We start from the raw sequence: 17,031 nt of genomic DNA, 5'->3' as shown, positions 1-17,031 counted from the left end.
GTTTCAGTCGGCGGTGATGACATCTGATACACCGCCTTCGCGAGCAAGCCCGCTCCCACATTAATCGGATAGGTCGGGATATGTATCTTTTTGTGAATCAGCCAACCAAGCAACCGCTTGGTTGGCTACGCTTGCTCCAGACCAAAAAAAGGAGCGATTCGCATGTCTGCTGCTTACCGATTGCCGCTGGACGTCTTCTACGAACGTGAAGCCCGCCATCCCCGCCAGCGCTACCTGGTTCAGCCGACAGGCGGGGGCAAGGTCGAAACCCTGACCTGGGAAGACGTCGGCCATCAGGCCCGCTGCGCCGCACACTGGTTGCGGGCACGCGAATTGCCGCCGGGCAGCCACATCGCCCTGATCTCGAAAAACTGCGCGCACTGGATCATCGCCGACCTGGCGATCTGGATGGCCGGGCATGTGTCGGTCCCCTTGTACCCCAACCTCACCGCCGACTCGGTGGCCCAGGTGCTGCAACATTCCGAGGCGGCCCTGGCGTTCATCGGCAAGCTCGATGACTGGCCTGGGATGTCACTGGGGGTCAGCCCGGACCTGCCCACCATCAGCCTGCCGCTGCATCCGCCGGGCACCTTCGATTTCAGTTGGGCCGACCTGCAGGCCAGCTCACCGATCCGGGACAACCCGACGCCCGCTGCCGATCAACTGGCAACCATCATTTACACCTCCGGAACCACGGGGTTGCCCAAGGGGGTGATGCACTCCTTTGGCAACCTGGGTTTCGCCACCAGTCGTGGTACGGAATTGTTCGGCCTCAACGAAGCCGACCGGCTGCTGTCGTACCTGCCGCTGTGCCACGTTGCCGAGCGCATGTTCGTCGAGCTGGCCTCGATCTATACCGGGCAAACGGTGTTCTTTGCCGAGAGCCTCGACACCTTCCTCACCGACATGCAGCGTGCGCGGCCGACGGCGCTGTTCGGCGTACCGCGCATCTGGACCAAGTTCCAGATGGGGGTGTACGGCAAGATCCCGGCCAAGCGCCTGGATTTTCTGCTCGGCTTGCCCTTCATCGGCAAGCGGGTCGGGCACAAGGTCCTCGCCGGGCTGGGGCTGGACGCGTTGCGGGTGGCCCTGTCGGGCGCGGCTCCGGTGCCGCAGGCCTTGCTGCTGTGGTATCGCAGGCTCGGGCTGGACGTGTTGGAGGTCTACGGCATGACCGAAAGCTGCGGTTACTCGCATATCGGTCGGCCGGGGGAGTACAAGAGCGGCTGGATCGGCAAGCCTTGTCCGGGGGTTGATGTGCGGATCGCCGAATCGGGCGAGGTCCTGGTGCGCAGCGGCGCGACCATGCTGGGCTATTTCAAGGAGCCGCAGAAAACGGCCGACACCCTGACCGAGGACGGTTTCCTGCGCACCGGGGACAAAGGGGAACAGGACGCCGAGGGCAACCTGCGCCTGACCGGGCGGTTGAAGGAAATCTTCAAGACCAGCAAAGGCAAATATGTGGCCCCGGCACCGATTGAAAATCGTCTGGCCGTCCATTCGCGGATCGAACAGGTGTGTGTGGTCGGTGACGGCCTGATTGCGCCCATGGGCTTGTGCGTGCTGTCGGCGGTCGGCCAGCAGGACGCCGGCGGTGCCGCGCGTGCCGGTTTGCATTCGAGTCTGGAAAAGCTGCTGGAGGAGGTCAATGCGGCCCTCGACAAGCATGAGCGCCTGCGCCGGCTGGTGGTGGTCAAGGACAGTTGGGCCGTGGAAAACGGTTTTCTGACGCCTACCCTTAAGATCAAGCGCAATGTGATCGAAGCGGCTTACGGGGGACGGTTCGAAGAATGGAGTGAGCACAGCGACGCGGTGCTGTGGCAGGATTGAGTCACCAACAACACCAATAAAGGATGTCAGCGATGAGTTTGTGGCGCACCACTCCGAACATCGAGCAGTTGAATGCGATTCAGAAAAACACCATTGGCGAAGTGCTGGACATCCGCTTCGAAGCCTTTGACGAAGAGTCCCTGACCGCCAGCATGGTCGTCGATCACCGCACGCATCAGCCTTACGGGCTGCTGCACGGCGGCGCCTCGGTGGTGCTGGCCGAGTCGGTCGGCTCCATGGCCAGTTACCTGTGCATCGATGCGAGCAAGTTCTACTGCGTGGGCCTTGAAATCAACGCCAACCACCTGCGTGGACTGCGCAGTGGGCGGGTCACCGCCGTGGCCAGGGCCATCCACATCGGGCGCACCACCCATGTCTGGGACATCCGCCTGACCAGTGACGAGGGCAAGGCCAGTTGCGTGTCGCGCTTGACCATGGCCGTGGTGCCCCTGGGCGAGAACCCGCCCTCGCGCTGATGGCCAACGTCGGAGCAGGCGTATGACCGGACTGTCACCCTTCCTGGCCGTTACGGTCATTGCCGCAGGACGGCGTCTTGCGGACAATCAAGGCCTGTCCTCGCTTATGGATTTGCCGGTATGTCGCAGCAGATATTTTTCGCCCACGCCAATGGTTTTCCCTCGGGAACCTACGGCAAGTTGTTCGCGGCGTTGGCGCCCGAGTATCAGGTCGCCCATTTGCAGCAGCATGCCCATGACCCGCGCTTCCCGGCGGATGACAACTGGCACAACCTGGTGGACGAACTGATTCACCACCTCGAAGCACAGGCGCAACCGGTGTGGGGTGTCGGGCATTCGCTCGGAGGCGTGTTGCACCTGCACGCCGCGTTACGCCGTCCGGAGCTGTACCGTGGCGTGGTGATGCTCGACTCGCCCGTGCTGACCCGTGCCGATCGGTGGGTCATCCGGGCGGCCAAGCGTTTCGGTTTCATCGACCGCCTGACGCCCGCTGGCCGCACCCTGGGGCGACGCGAAGAATTTGCCGACCTCGACAGCGCCCGCCGGTATTTCGCCGGTAAAACCCTGTTTCGCGCCTTCGATCCGGAGTGCTTCGATGCCTACCTGCAACATGGGCTGCACAAAGTCGGCGACAGGCTGCGGCTGCGTTTCGACCCCGCCACCGAAATCAGCATCTATAGAGGTGTGCCCCACACCAGTCCGGGCCAGGCACATCAGTTGAAAGTGCCGCTGGCCGTGGTACGCGGACGCGAGAGTCGGGTGGTGATGCGTCATCACACCCGTTCGGTCGCCGGCCTGCCGTTGGGAGAGTCCCTGAGCATGCCGGGTGGTCACATGTTTCCCCTCGAGCGACCGCAGGACACCGCCACACTGTTGAAAAACCTGTTCAGCCGCTGGGACGGCCGCCGTCAGCAGGACTGCGCATGAGCCCGGTGGTCGAGGAGATTCGCCTGAGCCTCCCGCACATCGAACTGGCCGCGCATCTGTTCGGCCCCGAAGACGGATTGCCGGTGATTGCCCTGCATGGCTGGCTGGACAACGCCAACAGCTTCGCCCGGTTGGCGCCGAAGCTCAAAAGGCTGCGCATCGTTGCACTGGACATGGCCGGCCATGGCCATTCCGGGCATCGGCCGACGGGTGCCGGCTACGCCATGTGGGACTACGCCCACGACGTGTTGCAGGTGGCCGAACAACTGGGGCTCAAGCGGTTTGGACTGCTGGGCCATTCCATGGGCGCCATCGCGTCGCTGATCATCGCCGGCTCCATGCCCGAACGCGTGACCCATCTGGCGTTGATCGATGGGGTGATTCCGCCGACCGACAAGGGCGAGAACGCCGCCGAGCGCATGGGCATGGCACTGCAGGCACAACTGGATCTGCGGGACAAACGCAAACCGGTGTATGCCTCCCTCGACCGCGCCATCGAAGCCCGCATGAAAGGCCTGGTGGCGGTCAGTCGCGAAGCCGCCGAACTGCTCGCCCAGCGCGGGCTGGTGCCGGTGCCGGGCGGCTATACCTGGCGCACGGACAGTCGCCTGACGCTGCCATCGCCACTGCGCCTGACCACTGAGCAGGCGATGGCCTTCGTCCAGCGGGTCAGTTGTCCGGCGCTTCTGGTGGTCGCGGCGGACGGCATGCTCGCCAAGCATCCGGAGTTGCTGGAGCGTCTACCCTTTGCTCATGAGCAGTTGCCGGGTGGCCATCATTTGCACCTGAACGACGAGCCCGGCGCCGATCTTGTCGCAGACTGTTTCAATCGGTTCTTCGCCATGCCTTGACTTGCGCCGGGCAACTGTCGAGGCTGGTCGGGTTGAAAGGGAGACAACCATGATAGATCTCTACACCGAAGGTGCCCGCGCGATGCTGATCCGATGAACCTGTCCAAACGTTCACTCAGTCTGCTGGCGCTGTGTTGTTTCAGTCCTCTGTCATTGGCGGCCGATGTGCCGGGCAGTCAGGACCTGCCGATCGTGCCACGGGTGGTCGATTCGCAAATCGTCGACTACCGCCCGGCAGCGGAACTCGAGCGAATCTACCCGATGGGGTCGATTCGCAGGATCAGCGGCCAACTGCGCTTCGACGGTCAAGTCAGTGCCCGTGGCCAGGTCACGTCGATCACCTACGAGCTGCCGCCGGAACAAACGTCCAACGCCGCCTTTACTGCCGCTCGTGAAGCCCTGCAAAAACAGGAAGCCCAGTTGCTGTTCTGGTGTCAGGCCCGTGATTGCGGAGCGAGCAGCCTGTGGGCCAATGAAGTCTTCGGTAACGCCAAGCTCTATGGCGCCGACGATCAGCAGGCCTACCTGTTGTTGCGCCTGGCGGCACCCAACGACAACACCCTGGTGGCGCTGTACGGCATCACCCGGGGCAACCGCAAGGCCTACCTGCACGTTGAGCAATTTGCCGCGACGTCACCTTTGGGGGCGTTGCTGCCGACCTCCGCGACCTTGCTGCGTGAACTCAAGAGCACCGGTGAGCTCGATTTTCCGAAACTCACCGAGGCGCCCGACGAGACCTGGCTGCGTCTGCTTTCCCGTGGCCTGAACCTGGACACCACTTCGCGGGTGAGCCTGTCCGGGCCGAACGCCGAAGCCTGGCGGCAGGGGTTGATGGGGCAGGGCGTGCGTGCGGCGCGCCTGGAGACCGGTAGCGTCGAAGGCTCTGGCCTGCACATTGAGTTGTTGAGATAAGCTGTGCCAGGTGAACGCGCTGGTCGCGTTCACCTACTCTTATTGCAGACAGACTTTTTTCGAGACTCGGATGATCAATAACGATCGGCTGTTGGTGCAGATCCTGCTCCTGGTGCTGTTTGGCGCGAGCCTCTGGGTGATGGCGCCGTTCTGGTCGGCATTGTTCTGGGGCGCGGTGCTGGCGTTTGCCAGTTGGCCGCTGATGCTGTTGCTGACCCGTTGGCTCAACGGCCGCGAGTCCCTGGCGGCAGCTTTGCTGACACTCGGCTGGATGCTGCTGGTGGCGGTGCCGCTGGTGTGGCTGGGTTTCAACCTGGCCGACCATGTGCGCGATGCAACGGCGTTCATCAAGGATGTGCAGATGGACGGCCTGCCCGAGGCGCCCGGCTGGCTGGGCGGTATTCCTCTGGTTGGCGAGCGGCTGGTGGGGATCTGGAACAGCATCGATGAACAAGGCGCGGCATTGATGGTGTCGCTCAGGCCGTATCTGGGACAGGTCGGCAACTGGCTGCTGGCGCGCAGCGCGCAGATCGGCGGTGGCATCCTCGAACTGACGCTGAGCATCGTGTTCGTGTTCTTTTTTTACCGCGACGGGCCACGCCTGGCGGCATTCGTCCACGGGCTGCTGCAGCGGTTGATCGGTGATCGCGCCGGTTACTACATCGAGCTGGTGGCGGGGACCGTACAACGGGTGGTGAACGGAGTGATCGGCACGGCGGCGGCCCAGGCGGTACTGGCGCTGATCGGCTTCCTGATCGCCGGTGTGCCCGGGGCGCTGGTCCTGGGGATCGTGACCTTCCTGCTCAGCCTGATTCCCATGGGGCCGCCCCTGGTGTGGGTCCCGGCCACAGCCTGGCTGGCCTGGAAAGGCGAGTACGGGATGGCGGTGTTCCTCGGCATCTGGGGCACGTTCATCATCAGTGGGGTGGACAACGTGCTCAAACCCTACCTCATCAGTCGAGGCGGCAACCTGCCATTGGTGATTGTGTTGCTGGGGGTATTTGGCGGTTTGATTGCGTTCGGCTTCATCGGCCTGTTCATCGGTCCGACCTTGCTGGCCGTCGCGTACAGCCTGTTGACGGACTGGAGCAAAAGCCAGGCGCGTGCAGAGGACCGTCTTCCCTGACCTACGCACGAACCCCTGTAGGAGCGAGCATGCTCCGGGCGGCGTTCCGACGATGGAGTCGAAAACACCGCGGGGTTTCAGGTGTCTAGCGTCATCGTTAACGACCATCGCGAGCATGCTCGCTCCTACAGGGTCATGCGACGATAAAGCGCGGGGTGTCAGGTCGCCACGTTGAGGTACTTGCCCACGGTCGCCACGTTATCGAGCGAATATTGCTTGCTCAGGTTGGCGATCATTTTTTCCAGTGCCTGGGCGACATTCGCCGCGTCGGTGGAACGCTCGGTGTCGTTATCGAGCTGGCCGAACTGCGCTTCGCTGGAGGCCCGCTGAGGTGGCGGTGGTGGCGGGGTGAGGCTGGCCGCCAGTTCGTCCTGGCTGACGACGCCGTCCTCGTTCTTGTCCAGGGCCGAAAAGATCTCGCTGCTGTCGGCGCTGCTGCCGGCACTGGTGAGGCCGGTGCTCAGTTCGTCGCTGCTGATGGCGCCATCACCGTCAGTGTCCAGGGCGCTGATCAGCGCGTCGGCCAACTCGGTCTCCGGTGCCTGATCACGGGGCGGCGGTGGCGGTGGCGCCATCGCGGCCATTTCTTCACTGCTCAGGCTGCCGCTCTCGTCGCTGTCCAGGTCAGCGAAATGTTTGCTCAGGCTGACCAGCAGACCGTCATCGGACTTCTGCGACAGGGCGCTGTCGAGCTCGTCCTGATCCACCGAACCGTCGCTGTTGGTGTCGAGTTTGCTCAGCAGTTCTTTCTGGAACTGCTGGCTGCGGGTATTGCTGGTGCTGCTGACACTGCTGGTATAGCTCGTGTAGTGGCTGACGCTACCGATCATTGGGCTCACTCCCTGGAATGGAAAGCCGGCGGGTGCACCGGCTTATGCAGCCTCGGGGAGCTGTTTGTCGTGGGTATGTGGGGTTTGTACCGTTTGTCACACAAGCGCACTCGCGCGCCTGACGGACTGAGTCCGTTTCAGGCGCGGGGCAGGCGGATGACGGCGGTCAGGCCGCCGCCGGGGGTTTCTTGCAGCGTCAATTGCCCACCCAGGCGTTCGGCCGCTTCCCGGGCAATGGTCATGCCCAGGCCGACACCGCCGGAGTTGCGGTTGCGCGAGCCTTCCAGGCGAAAGAAGGGTTCGAACACCGCTTCGCGTTTATCCGCCGCAATGCCCGGTCCGTGGTCGATGACCCGGATCACCAGTTGTTCACGGCTGTCTTGCAGCTCGATCCGCGCCTGCCCGGCATAGCGCAGGGCGTTATCCATCAAGTTGTTGAGGCATGAGCGTAATGCCATCGGCTGGACCTGCAGCGGCGCGCAATGGCCACTGGCCTGGACATCGGCGCCCTGGTCCTGGGCGTTTTCACTGAGGGATTCGACCAGTGCCTGCACGTCCATCCATTGCACAGCCTCGCTGGTGCGTTGCTCGTGCAGGTAAGTCAGGGTGGCATCGAGCATGCCGATCATGTCGTCCAGGTCCTGGCGCATCTGGCCCTGCAGCTTCTCGTCATCGATCTGTTCCAGGCGCAACTTGAGCCGCGACAACGGGGTGCGCAGGTCGTGGGAGACGGCGCCGAGCATGCGCGAGCGCTGCTGCACCTGTTCGATGATGCGCTTCTGCATCAGGTTGAAGGTGGACGCCGCTTGCCGGGCCTCCCGTGGACCGGACTCGTCCAGCGGCGGGCTGTCGAGGTTCTCGCTCAGGCGTTCGGCGGCATCGCTCAGGCGCTGGATCGGCCGGCTCAACAGCTTGGCGCCGTACCAGGCGGCGATGATCAGCGAGACCAGCTGAAACGTCAGCGGCACCAGTGGCCCGCCGAACCAGGGGCGCGGTGGCCGGTTTTCGAAGCGCGGATCGGGCGGTAGACGTTGGCCGCCGAAGCCTTCGGCAAACCCGGGTGGCGGGGGTGGGGGCGGAGGGCCGTAATGATGGAACCAGGCAAAGGCCAGCAGGTGCGCCAGGATGATCGCCACCAACAGCACGCCGAACAGGCGGCCGAACAGCGTATCAAAGCGCGCACGCATCAGCCGATATCCCGGGCGTCGAACAGATAGCCTTCACCGCGAACAGTCTTGATCAGTTGTGGCGCCTTGGGATCGTCACCGAGTTTCTGGCGCAGGCGCGAGACCAGCAAATCAATGCTGCGATCAAAGGCTTCGATCGATCGTCCCCGGGCGGCGTCCAGCAGTTGTTCCCGGCTGAGCACCCGGCGCGGGCGTTCGATGAACACCCACAGCAAACGAAACTCGGCGTTGGACAACGGCACCACCAGTCCGTCTGCGGCGATCAACTGGCGCAGCACGCTGTTCAGGCGCCAGTTGTCGAAGCGCACATTCGCCCGTTGTTCGGTTCGATCGTCACGCACCCGCCGCAGAATGGTCTGGATCCGCGCCACCAGTTCCCGAGGTTCGAATGGCTTGGCCATGTAATCGTCGGCGCCCAGTTCCAGGCCGATGATCCGGTCGGTGGGCTCGCAACGCGCCGTGAGCATCAGGATCGGGATGTCGGATTCGGCGCGCAGCCAGCGGCACAACGACAAGCCGTCCTCGCCGGGCAGCATCAGGTCGAGCACCACCACATCGAAACGCTCGGCTTGCAACGCCTGGCGCATGGCGGCGCCATCGGTGACGCCGCTGGCGTGGATGTTGAACCTGGCCAGGTAGTCGATCATCAGTTCCCGGATCGGAACGTCATCGTCGACGATCAGGGCGCGAATGTTCCAGCGCTTGTCGTCGCCGGGCGCTTTTTGATCGTCGTTCAAGGGGGCTTGGGTACTGTGCATGCGTGCGTTCATCTGCCAGGTAGGCTGCCAACCACAAAGATGGGCTGCGAGGTTGTGGTTTCAGCATAGGCGTCCGGCCCGAAGGCGGGAAGTGCTGTAAAGGACGGGTTGCGGCTGTCGAGGGTAGCGGGCAAGGGTGTTGCGGGCGTGTCGTGAGTGTATCGGTCTCGACACAATTGGCCAAAGGGCCGATCCTGTGGGGCGCTGCTGACGATTTACCGATCATCGGGTCCCGCACTCGCGCTGGTTCCGCTACAATGCGCGCCGATTTCGTCCTGCCTGAGAGCCCGCACATGTCCGCCTGCCAGACTCCTATCATCGTCGCCCTGGATTTCCCCACCCGTGACGCCGCATTGAAGCTGGCCGATCAGTTGGACCCGAAACTGTGCCGGGTCAAAGTCGGCAAGGAACTGTTCACCAGTTGCGCCGCCGAAATCGTCGGCACCCTGCGCGACAAGGGTTTCGAAGTGTTCCTGGACCTCAAGTTCCACGACATTCCGAACACCACCGCGATGGCGGTCAAGGCCGCGGCGGAAATGGGCGTGTGGATGGTCAACGTGCATTGCTCCGGCGGTTTGCGCATGATGGCGGCCTGCCGTGAAGTGCTGGACAAGCGCACCGGGCCGAAACCGCTGCTGATCGGCGTGACCGTGCTGACCAGCATGGAGCGCGAAGACCTGGCAGGCATCGGCCTGGATATCGAGCCACAGGAGCAGGTACTGCGCCTGGCGGCGTTGGCGGAAAAAGCCGGGATGGACGGCCTGGTCTGCTCGGCGCTGGAAGCCCAGGCCCTCAAATCGGCGCACCCGTCGCTGCAACTGGTGACCCCGGGGATTCGTCCGGCGGGCAGCGCCCAGGACGATCAGCGCCGCATCCTGACCCCGCGTCAGGCGCTGGATGCCGGTTCCGATTACCTGGTGATCGGCCGCCCGATCAGCCAGGCGGCAAACCCGGCGCAGGCGTTGGCAGCGGTGGTTGCCGAAATCGCCTGAACACAGATAGACCTGTGGGAGCAAGCCCGCTCCCACAGTTGTTTTGCAGTGAGCTGACCTTCGCGTTAAACCTTCAACACCAACTTCCCGAAGTTCTCCCCGCTGAACAGCTTCATCAACGTCTCGGGGAAGGTTTCCAGCCCTTCGACGATATCTTCCTTGCTCTTGAGCTGCCCCTTGGCCATCCAGCCCGCCATTTCCTGGCCGGCAGCGGCGAACTGGGCGGCGTAGTCCATCACCACGAAACCTTCCATCCGTGCGCGGTTCACCAACAGCGACAGGTAGTTGGCCGGCCCCTTGACCGCTTCCTTGTTGTTGTACTGGCTGATGGCGCCGCAAATCACCACGCGGGCCTTCATGTTCAGGCGGCTGAGTACCGCGTCGAGGATATCGCCACCGACGTTATCGAAATACACGTCGACACCTTTCGGACACTCGCGCTTCAGGCCGGCGTGGACGTCTTCGCTCTTGTAATCGATGGCGCCGTCAAAACCCAGCTCCTCGACCAGGAACTTGCACTTGTCTGCACCGCCGGCGATGCCGATCACCCGGCAGCCTTTGATTTTGGCAATCTGTCCGGCAATGCTGCCGACCGCACCCGCAGCCCCTGACAGCACCACGGTCTCGCCCGCCTTGGGCGCACCGACGTCGAGCAGGGCGAAGTAGGCGGTCATCCCGGTCATGCCCAGTGCGGACAGATAACGCGGCAGCGGTGCCAGTTTCGGATCGACCTTGTAGAAACCGCGCGGCTCGCCGAGGAAATAATCCTGCACGCCCAGGGCGCCGTTGACGTAGTCCCCGACCGCAAACCCCGGGTTGTTCGACGCCACGACCTTACCGACACCCAATGCGCGCATGACCTCGCCAAGACCCACTGGCGGAATGTAGGACTTGCCTTCATTCATCCAGCCACGCATGGCCGGATCGAGGGACAGGTATTCGTTTTTGACCAGGATCTGACCCGCGGCCGGCTCGCCGACCGGTACCTCCTGATAGGTGAACGTCTCACGAGTCGCCGCGCCCACCGGACGTTTGGCGAGCAGGAACTGACGATTGGTCTGGGAAGTCATGACAGGCACTCAAGGTGAATGAAGCCTTGTTGATAGACCTTCAGGGCCAATGTCGCAAGTTTGGCTGATACGGCGAATGCAGTCTGATCCAGTGCAGTGATGGTCGCCCTGGTAGTTTCATCACTGCCACTCATGGGCACTCAACCGGCCTTCTGATAGTGCTGCCGTATCGATCATGCCTGTGGCTAGACTGGGGCACGCAAAGCGCGCATCCATCTCTTCGAGGACCCAACAATGAGCATGACGTTTTCCGGCCAGGTCGCTGTCGTAACGGGCGCCGCCAACGGTATCGGGCGCGCAACTGCGCAGGCGTTCGCCGCCGAAGGCTTGAAAGTGGTGGTGGCCGACATGGACACGGCCGGTGGTGAAGGTACCGTGGCGCTGATCCGCACCGCAGGTGGCGAAGCGACCTTCGTACGCTGCAATGTCACCCTGGAAAGCGATGTGAAAAACCTGATGGACGAAGTGGTGAATGCCTACGGCCGCCTCGACTACGCGTTCAACAATGCCGGCATCGAGATCGAAAAAGGCAAACTGGCCGAGGGCACCCTCGATGAGTTCGATGCGATCATGGGCGTCAACGTCAAAGGCGTCTGGCTGTGCATGAAGTATCAGTTGCCGTTGTTGCTGGCCCAGGGGGGCGGGGCGATCGTCAATACCGCCTCGGTCGCCGGCCTGGGCGCCGCACCGAAGATGAGCATTTATGCGGCGTCGAAACACGCCGTGATCGGCCTCACCAAATCGGCGGCAATCGAGTACGCCAAGAAGAAAATCCGTGTGAACGCCGTGTGCCCGGCGGTCATCGACACCGACATGTTCCGCCGTGCCTATGAAGCGGACCCGAAAAAAGGCGAGTTCGCCAACGCCATGCACCCGGTGGGCCGGATCGGCAAGGTCGAAGAAATCGCCAGCGCGGTGCTGTACCTGTGCAGCGACGGTGCGGCCTTCACCACCGGGCACTCGCTGGCGGTGGACGGGGGCGTCACGGCGTTCTGAAACAGTCCCGGGTTCCACCTGCGGGAGCGGCGTTGCTCGCTCCCGCAAGACCTGGCTCACCCCTCCTGTCCAGACCGATTGGAATCCCGTCTTGAGCGGTTCTCCTGCTTCGTCAAACACCCGGCAATGTGTTTCAAATGGTTAGATCCGGGAGTTTTGGCGGCGTTGTCGCACAACCCATTGAGCGCGCCTGTGATTAACTGTTTCGGTCAAACGAACAGGAGTTTGCTTGCTCATGGAATTGAGAATCGATCGACAGGCTTTGGTGCCGGTCGTGCAACAAATCGTCGACGCACTGGCGTGCTGGCTGCGCCAGAGCGACATCGAACCGGGAACACGCCTGCCGTCTGCCCGGCAAATCGCGCGGACCAATTTGCTCAGCCAATCCAGCGTTGTCGAAGCGTGCGATCGCCTGGTGGCCCAAGGGGTTCTGGCGTCGCGTCAAGGCTCCGGATTCATTGTGGCTACCCCCTCGCTGTCCGTCGCCGACACGCCCTGGCTCGAAGGGGTTGAAAGGCAGCCTTTCGGCGCTTCCGGTGAATTGACCTTGGGAGGCGGTGGGCTCCCTGAAAGCTGGCGCGAGACGGATGATCTGACGTACGCGATCCGCGAAGTCAGCCGCACCGACATGGCGAGCCTGTTCAACTACAGCGCGGCGCTGGGGTTGCCCGCGTTGCGCCGACAGATCGGCAAGCGCCTGAAACTCTTGGATATCACTGCAGATGACTCGCAGATCATGACGACCGCCGGGGCCAGCCAGGGCCTCGACCTGATCGCACGGACCCTGCTCCGGCCGGGTGATTGCGTGGTGGTCGAAAACCCCGGTTATTCGCCGCTGTTCGAGTTGCTCAGGCTGCAAGGGGTGTCGATGATCGAAGTGCCGCGCACGCCTCGCGGACCTGATATCCAGGTGCTTGAGGCATTGCTGCTGGAAAAGAAGCCGCGCGCGATGTTCATCAACAGCTTCTATCACAACCCGACGGGTACCAACCTGGCGCCGATGGTGGCGCAACAATTGATGCAATTGAGCAAGCACCATGGTGTGCTGGTCATCGAAGACGACGTCTACGCCGATCTGCATGGCGGTCCCGGTACGCGGCTGGCGGCTCTGGATGGCGATGTCATTTATCTGGGCAGTTTCTCCAAGACCCTCAGCAGCTCATTGCGCGTTGGCTTCGTGGCAGCCAGTGCCGAAGTGATTTCGCGCCTGGCCGAGGTCAAGCGGGTGAGCAGCCTGGGGGCTTCCGGGTTTTGCGAAGCGGTAGTGGCCTGCCTGCTCGCCAGTGGTGCTTATCGCAAACTGGTGCTGCGTCTGCGCCAGCGTTTGCGTCACGACCGTGAAGCCGCGTTGCAGCTATTGGAGGACGCCGAGTGGGAGGTTTTCGGCAAACCCGTCGGCGGCCTGTTCATCTGGGCACGCCCCCGCAACACCGACTACGCTCGACTGCGGCTGCATGCCCGGCGCTTCGGTGTGCTGTTGTCTTCCCCGACGGCCTTCAGTCCAGCGGGCGAGGCCAGTGACTGGCAGCGGATCAATGTCGCCTGTGCCTGTGATCCGCGTGCCCGGGCGTTCTTTCAAGCCACCGCTTCGGATCGACCTCAAGCGTTCTGAAAACGACGTTGCCGTAGCTTTTTGCCATTATTCCGACGCCAGAGACTTGTGCTGGCAAAGGCCCGTTGCGAATCTGCGTCAACAGACTATGTCAGGGGACTAAGTGCAATGATTTCGGCCGTGCAAGGACGTTTTGCCAACCTCGGTATGGCGAAAAAACTGGGTGTCGGGTTTGTGCTGGTGCTGCTGTTGACCGCGCTGGTCGCGGCCATCGGCGTATGGTCCCTGCATACCATCAGCCAGCGCTTCGACGGGCTCAAGCAGATGTCGTCGCTCAACAGTGGCCTGCTCAAGGTGCGACTGCTGGAGCAGGAGTACGCCTTGCACGGCAACCCGAAAATCGTCACGGCGCTGCGCGAAGGGGTCGATCGCCTGATTGCCCTGGCCAATCAACTCAAGACCCAGTCGCCGGCCAACGGGCCGGTGATGAACGATGTCGAGCAATCCCTGGGGGCTTACCGCAAAGCCTTCGACGAGTTCGTCTCGTTGAGTCAGGCCAAGGACCTGGCGCTGGAAATGGCCAGTTGGTCGGTGTCCAGCGTGGCCAATAATCTGGATGTGCTGCAATCCGGGCTGGCCGACGATGGCGCCTGGACCCTGAAGGATTCCGAAGGCAAGGATGGCGCCCAGTTCATCGAGCAGGCCAGCCAGGTCAGCCAGGTGTCACGGTTGATGCTGCAGGCCATGAACGAGGCGCGCGTGCGCCTGGATCAGAGCCGCAAGGGCGACGACAGTGCCGGGCAGGGCAAGATCGAACAGGCCGATCAGGCCCTCGCCCAGGCTGAACAGCTGAAAACCACGGTCAAGGACGAGGGTTACCTGACGGTGCTCAATGAAGTGGTCGGGCATATCGGTGGCTTCAGTGAAAAGCTCACGGAATACACCGACCTGCTGGCGCAGGAGAAAACCGTCTATGCGCAGTTGAACCAGCGCGCCGCCCAGGTGATGGAGCGGGTCGATCAGGCCTACGTCGCCGAAGACCTGTCGATGCAGACCGAACTGAAGAAGAATTCGCTGCTGATCATCGGTTCGTCGGCGCTGGCCCTGCTGGTCGGACTGATTGCTGCGTGGGTGATCACTCGCCTGATCGTCGGGCCGCTGCGCAAAGTGATCGGCGTGGCGCAGCAGATCGCGGCGGGCGACTTGAGCGCCACGGTTGAAGTGACTCGCCGGGACGAGATCGGCCAGTTAATGCAGGCCATGCAGCAGATGGGCGAGGGGCTCAGCAGTATTGTCAGCGGTTTGCAGGCGGGCATCGAGCAACTGGCCAGTTCGGCGCAGTCGCTGTCGGCAGTCACCGAGCAGACCAACCTCGAGGTCAGCAGCCAGAAAGAGGAAACCGAACAGGTCGCCACGGCGATGAACCAGATGACCGCCACCGTGCACGACGTGGCGCGTAACGCGGAGGAGGCTGCGCTAGCCGCGCAAACCGCAGACGACAAGGTCGAAAGTGGCCAGGCGGTGGTACGCCAGAGCATGACGCGGATCGAGCAACTGGCAGATTCGGCGTCTTCGGCCAGTTCCAGCATCGAGAGCCTGAGCGCGGAAATCCAGAACATCGGCACCGTACTCAGCGTCATCAAGAGCGTGGCCGAGCAGACCAACCTGTTGGCGCTCAACGCGGCCATCGAGGCGGCGCGCGCCGGTGAGCAGGGCAGGGGCTTTGCGGTGGTCGCCGATGAAGTGCGGGCGCTGGCCCGACGGACCCAGCAATCAACCGAGGAAATCGAGCGGCTGGTGAGTGCCTTGCGGGCGGCGGCGCAGTCGTCGGTGCAGCAGATTCAGAGCAGTGGTGAACTGGTGAAGCTGGCGGTGAGTGATGCACTCCTGACCGAGAGCGCCCTGGGCAGTATTGCTTCGGCAGTGTCGCTGATTCAGCAGATGAATCAGCAGATCGCCGCCGCTGCCGAGGAGCAGAGCTCCGTGGCCGAGGAGATCAACCGCAGCGTGACCAGTATTCGTGCCAGCGCGGATCAATCCTCGTTGGCGATGCAGGGCAACGCCGCCTCCAGTATCGAGCTGGCGCAGTTGGGCAATGAGCTGAAGGGCATGGTGGGGCATTTCAGGCTCTGACATGCCCCACACCCTGCGCTGACGGCTTCTTCTGTAGCAGCGGACTTGTCCCGGGCGGCGTTCCGACGATGGTCGTGAACGATGACGTTGACTGCCTGATGCTCCGCGGGGATCAGGCGTTCTTCGTCGAAACGCCGCCCGGAGCAAGCTCGCTCCTATAAGCCGAGTAATCAGTCGTAGATCACGCGCTTCTTCCAGTCTGCATCGACGTCCTTGAGGCCTTCGGTCAGCGGGTTCACTTCGTCTTCAGCCGGCGCATTCTCGTCCATGACCTGCGCATTGGCGCGGGCCAGGAGCTTTTCCAGGTATTCGAGCTGTTCGGCATACACCTGCGGTTCCTGCTGCTTGCGCAGGTATTGTACGCCGCGCTCGAAGGCCAGGCGGGCCTGGCCAGGCTGGTTCTGTTGCAGGGAATGCTGGCCGAGGTTGTTGAAGAACTCGATGTGCAGCAGGACCAGAATGTGGCGCACCTCGCGAATCCAGCGCTTGGCTTCATTGGGCGGCAGAAAGCCGTCCTGCGCCGCGCGGGTGATCTGGCCATGCAGGGCCTCCAGCAGGAAGCGCACATCCTTGGCCTTGGCTTCGGTCTGGATCGGAGCGGGCGGATTGTTGACCGGGATCGATTCGCCCTGGCCGATCAAGGCATTCAGTTCACTGATGCGTGCCTTGAGGTTGGCGCTGGATTTCTCCAGGTTCAACAGGCGCTGACAGACATTCAGCTCCAGACGAGTCAACAGCAGCTTGAGGGCCGGTGTCATCAGTTGCCCGGGGAAGGTTTCGGTGATTTCACCGCAACGACGCAAACGGTCATTGAGTTCGACCTGGGTACGGGCCCTTTCCAGTTTATTGGCTTCCACCACATGGTTCATGTACCCGATGGCGATCAAAAGCGCGATCCCGGCTACGACGAGCAGGGTGATCATGAGTGGAGTCAACGGTAAGACCTCTTTATGGGATTCGCGAGCGAGTTTAGTGGCTTGGCATGGGGCCGCATAGGGCCGCTCGACGGGTTGGATCGAACGCGCTTGGCACTGTATCGACCGCAACGCTGCTTATATAAGCAATGACCATCGAGTTGCACATTGCCATCATCTTGGCATGGGGTGGACTATAACGTCTTGGCGAGTGTCAGAATATAGGCGTCAAACAGCGGGCGACCAAAAAGCCCCATTCCTCGCGCAAAGCAGTGCGAAGTCATTGATTTAAATAAATTTATATCTGGGGGTTGACGACCCTTCAATCCATCCATAGAATGCGCGCCACTTGCAGCGTAAAGCACACAGCGAAACGCGGCAGAGAGTGAATGTAGTACGTGTGTCCCCTTCGTCTAGTGGCCTAGGACACCGCCCTTTCACGGCGGTAACAGGGGTTCGAGTCCCCTAGGGGACGCC

Annotated in this window: 15 protein-coding genes, 1 tRNA gene and 1 pseudogene; 12 read left to right on the top strand and 5 right to left on the bottom strand. The window is 62.4% G+C overall.

Going from position 1 to position 17,031, the window contains the following annotated elements:
- The first annotated feature begins 162 nt into the window (after nt 1–162).
- The 6 genes from QIW53_RS26920 to QIW53_RS26895 all read left to right on the top strand — a co-directional run bounded on the left by QIW53_RS26920 (nt 163) and on the right by QIW53_RS26895 (nt 6,122).
- Nucleotides 163–1,830 (top strand): AMP-binding protein, encoded by a 1,668-nt coding sequence (locus tag QIW53_RS26920; RefSeq protein ID WP_371052634.1) that lies wholly within the window; start codon nt 163–165, stop codon nt 1,828–1,830.
- Nucleotides 1,831–1,862: 32 nt separating this feature from the next.
- On the top strand, nt 1,863–2,306 hold the full coding sequence (locus tag QIW53_RS26915; protein ID WP_371052633.1) for a hotdog fold thioesterase: 444 nt from the start codon (nt 1,863–1,865) through the stop codon (nt 2,304–2,306).
- Nucleotides 2,307–2,426: 120 nt separating this feature from the next.
- Nucleotides 2,427–3,233: an alpha/beta fold hydrolase gene (locus tag QIW53_RS26910; RefSeq protein ID WP_371052632.1), complete on the top strand. Its 807-nt coding sequence runs from the start codon at nt 2,427–2,429 to the stop codon at nt 3,231–3,233.
- Nucleotides 3,230–4,084, top strand: a complete 855-nt coding sequence (locus QIW53_RS26905) for an alpha/beta hydrolase (RefSeq protein WP_371052631.1) — start codon at nt 3,230–3,232, stop codon at nt 4,082–4,084. Before QIW53_RS26910 ends, QIW53_RS26905 begins: the two co-directional genes overlap by 4 nt.
- Before the next feature lie 93 nt (nt 4,085–4,177).
- Nucleotides 4,178–4,996, top strand: coding sequence for a DUF4892 domain-containing protein (locus QIW53_RS26900; protein WP_371052630.1), 819 nt, complete (start codon nt 4,178–4,180; stop codon nt 4,994–4,996).
- A 70-nt stretch (nt 4,997–5,066) separates the two neighbouring features.
- A complete protein-coding gene (locus QIW53_RS26895; RefSeq protein WP_371052629.1) occupies nt 5,067–6,122 on the top strand; it encodes an AI-2E family transporter in 1,056 nt (351 codons plus the stop codon).
- 158 nt (nt 6,123–6,280) lie between these two features.
- Here QIW53_RS26895 and xopAW read toward each other — a convergent pair whose 3' ends face one another.
- The 3 genes from xopAW to QIW53_RS26880 form a co-directional block, all read right to left on the bottom strand.
- Complete coding sequence (gene xopAW / locus QIW53_RS26890) at nt 6,281–6,952, bottom strand: XopAW family type III secretion system calcium-binding effector (RefSeq protein ID WP_371052628.1); 672 nt, start codon at nt 6,950–6,952, stop codon at nt 6,281–6,283.
- Nucleotides 6,953–7,089: 137 nt separating this feature from the next.
- Nucleotides 7,090–8,139 (bottom strand): sensor histidine kinase, encoded by a 1,050-nt coding sequence (locus tag QIW53_RS26885; RefSeq protein ID WP_371052627.1) that lies wholly within the window; start codon nt 8,137–8,139, stop codon nt 7,090–7,092.
- Nucleotides 8,139–8,897 (bottom strand): response regulator, encoded by a 759-nt coding sequence (locus QIW53_RS26880; RefSeq protein WP_371052626.1) that lies wholly within the window; start codon nt 8,895–8,897, stop codon nt 8,139–8,141. Before QIW53_RS26880 ends, QIW53_RS26885 begins: the two co-directional genes overlap by 1 nt.
- 293 nt (nt 8,898–9,190) lie before the next feature.
- Between QIW53_RS26880 and pyrF the strand changes: the two genes are divergently transcribed.
- Complete coding sequence (gene pyrF, locus QIW53_RS26875; RefSeq protein WP_371052625.1) at nt 9,191–9,889, top strand: orotidine-5'-phosphate decarboxylase; 699 nt, start codon at nt 9,191–9,193, stop codon at nt 9,887–9,889.
- Between the two features lie 65 nt (nt 9,890–9,954).
- Here pyrF and QIW53_RS26870 read toward each other — a convergent pair whose 3' ends face one another.
- A complete protein-coding gene (locus QIW53_RS26870) occupies nt 9,955–10,959 on the bottom strand; it encodes an NADP-dependent oxidoreductase (RefSeq protein ID WP_192305954.1) in 1,005 nt (334 codons plus the stop codon).
- A 234-nt stretch (nt 10,960–11,193) separates the two neighbouring features.
- Here QIW53_RS26870 and QIW53_RS26865 point away from each other — a divergent pair, with 234 nt between their 5' ends.
- From QIW53_RS26865 to QIW53_RS26850, 4 genes and pseudogenes are all read left to right on the top strand, one after another.
- Nucleotides 11,194–11,955, top strand: a complete 762-nt coding sequence (locus tag QIW53_RS26865) for an SDR family oxidoreductase (protein WP_371052624.1) — start codon at nt 11,194–11,196, stop codon at nt 11,953–11,955.
- A 235-nt stretch (nt 11,956–12,190) separates the two neighbouring features.
- Nucleotides 12,191–13,567, top strand: a complete 1,377-nt coding sequence (locus tag QIW53_RS26860) for an aminotransferase-like domain-containing protein (protein WP_371052623.1) — start codon at nt 12,191–12,193, stop codon at nt 13,565–13,567.
- Between the two features lie 108 nt (nt 13,568–13,675).
- A pseudogene (locus QIW53_RS26855) lies at nt 13,676–14,731 on the top strand (HAMP domain-containing protein); the annotation flags it as partial.
- A gap of 27 nt (nt 14,732–14,758) precedes the next feature.
- A complete protein-coding gene (locus QIW53_RS26850) occupies nt 14,759–15,640 on the top strand; it encodes a methyl-accepting chemotaxis protein (RefSeq protein ID WP_371052635.1) in 882 nt (293 codons plus the stop codon).
- Between the two features lie 170 nt (nt 15,641–15,810).
- Here QIW53_RS26850 and QIW53_RS26845 read toward each other — a convergent pair whose 3' ends face one another.
- Nucleotides 15,811–16,563, bottom strand: coding sequence for a hypothetical protein (locus QIW53_RS26845; RefSeq protein WP_371052622.1), 753 nt, complete (start codon nt 16,561–16,563; stop codon nt 15,811–15,813).
- Between the two features lie 393 nt (nt 16,564–16,956).
- On the opposite strand from QIW53_RS26845, the gene QIW53_RS26840 reads away from it, so the two are divergent.
- A tRNA-Glu gene (locus QIW53_RS26840) sits at nt 16,957–17,029 on the top strand.
- Nucleotides 17,030–17,031: the final 2 nt, after the last annotated feature.

This window comes from Pseudomonas fluorescens, assembly GCF_041354075.1.
Classification (GTDB): Bacteria; Pseudomonadota; Gammaproteobacteria; order Pseudomonadales; family Pseudomonadaceae; genus Aquipseudomonas; species Aquipseudomonas fluorescens_CE.
Note: the sequence above shows the minus strand (reverse complement) of the source record. Positions and strands in the feature narration are given on the sequence as shown.

Coding starts and splice junctions, on each gene's coding strand:
- QIW53_RS26920 (WP_371052634.1), top strand. CDS start 163: ATGTCTGCTGCTTACCGATTGCCGCTGGACGTCTTCTACGAACGTGAA.
- QIW53_RS26915 (WP_371052633.1), top strand. CDS start 1,863: ATGAGTTTGTGGCGCACCACTCCGAACATCGAGCAGTTGAATGCGATT.
- QIW53_RS26910 (WP_371052632.1), top strand. CDS start 2,427: ATGTCGCAGCAGATATTTTTCGCCCACGCCAATGGTTTTCCCTCGGGA.
- QIW53_RS26905 (WP_371052631.1), top strand. CDS start 3,230: ATGAGCCCGGTGGTCGAGGAGATTCGCCTGAGCCTCCCGCACATCGAA.
- QIW53_RS26900 (WP_371052630.1), top strand. CDS start 4,178: ATGAACCTGTCCAAACGTTCACTCAGTCTGCTGGCGCTGTGTTGTTTC.
- QIW53_RS26895 (WP_371052629.1), top strand. CDS start 5,067: ATGATCAATAACGATCGGCTGTTGGTGCAGATCCTGCTCCTGGTGCTG.
- xopAW (WP_371052628.1), bottom strand. CDS start 6,952: ATGATCGGTAGCGTCAGCCACTACACGAGCTATACCAGCAGTGTCAGC.
- QIW53_RS26885 (WP_371052627.1), bottom strand. CDS start 8,139: ATGCGTGCGCGCTTTGATACGCTGTTCGGCCGCCTGTTCGGCGTGCTG.
- QIW53_RS26880 (WP_371052626.1), bottom strand. CDS start 8,897: ATGCACAGTACCCAAGCCCCCTTGAACGACGATCAAAAAGCGCCCGGC.
- pyrF (WP_371052625.1), top strand. CDS start 9,191: ATGTCCGCCTGCCAGACTCCTATCATCGTCGCCCTGGATTTCCCCACC.
- QIW53_RS26870 (WP_192305954.1), bottom strand. CDS start 10,959: ATGACTTCCCAGACCAATCGTCAGTTCCTGCTCGCCAAACGTCCGGTG.
- QIW53_RS26865 (WP_371052624.1), top strand. CDS start 11,194: ATGAGCATGACGTTTTCCGGCCAGGTCGCTGTCGTAACGGGCGCCGCC.
- QIW53_RS26860 (WP_371052623.1), top strand. CDS start 12,191: ATGGAATTGAGAATCGATCGACAGGCTTTGGTGCCGGTCGTGCAACAA.
- QIW53_RS26850 (WP_371052635.1), top strand. CDS start 14,759: ATGCAGGCCATGCAGCAGATGGGCGAGGGGCTCAGCAGTATTGTCAGC.
- QIW53_RS26845 (WP_371052622.1), bottom strand. CDS start 16,563: ATGATCACCCTGCTCGTCGTAGCCGGGATCGCGCTTTTGATCGCCATC.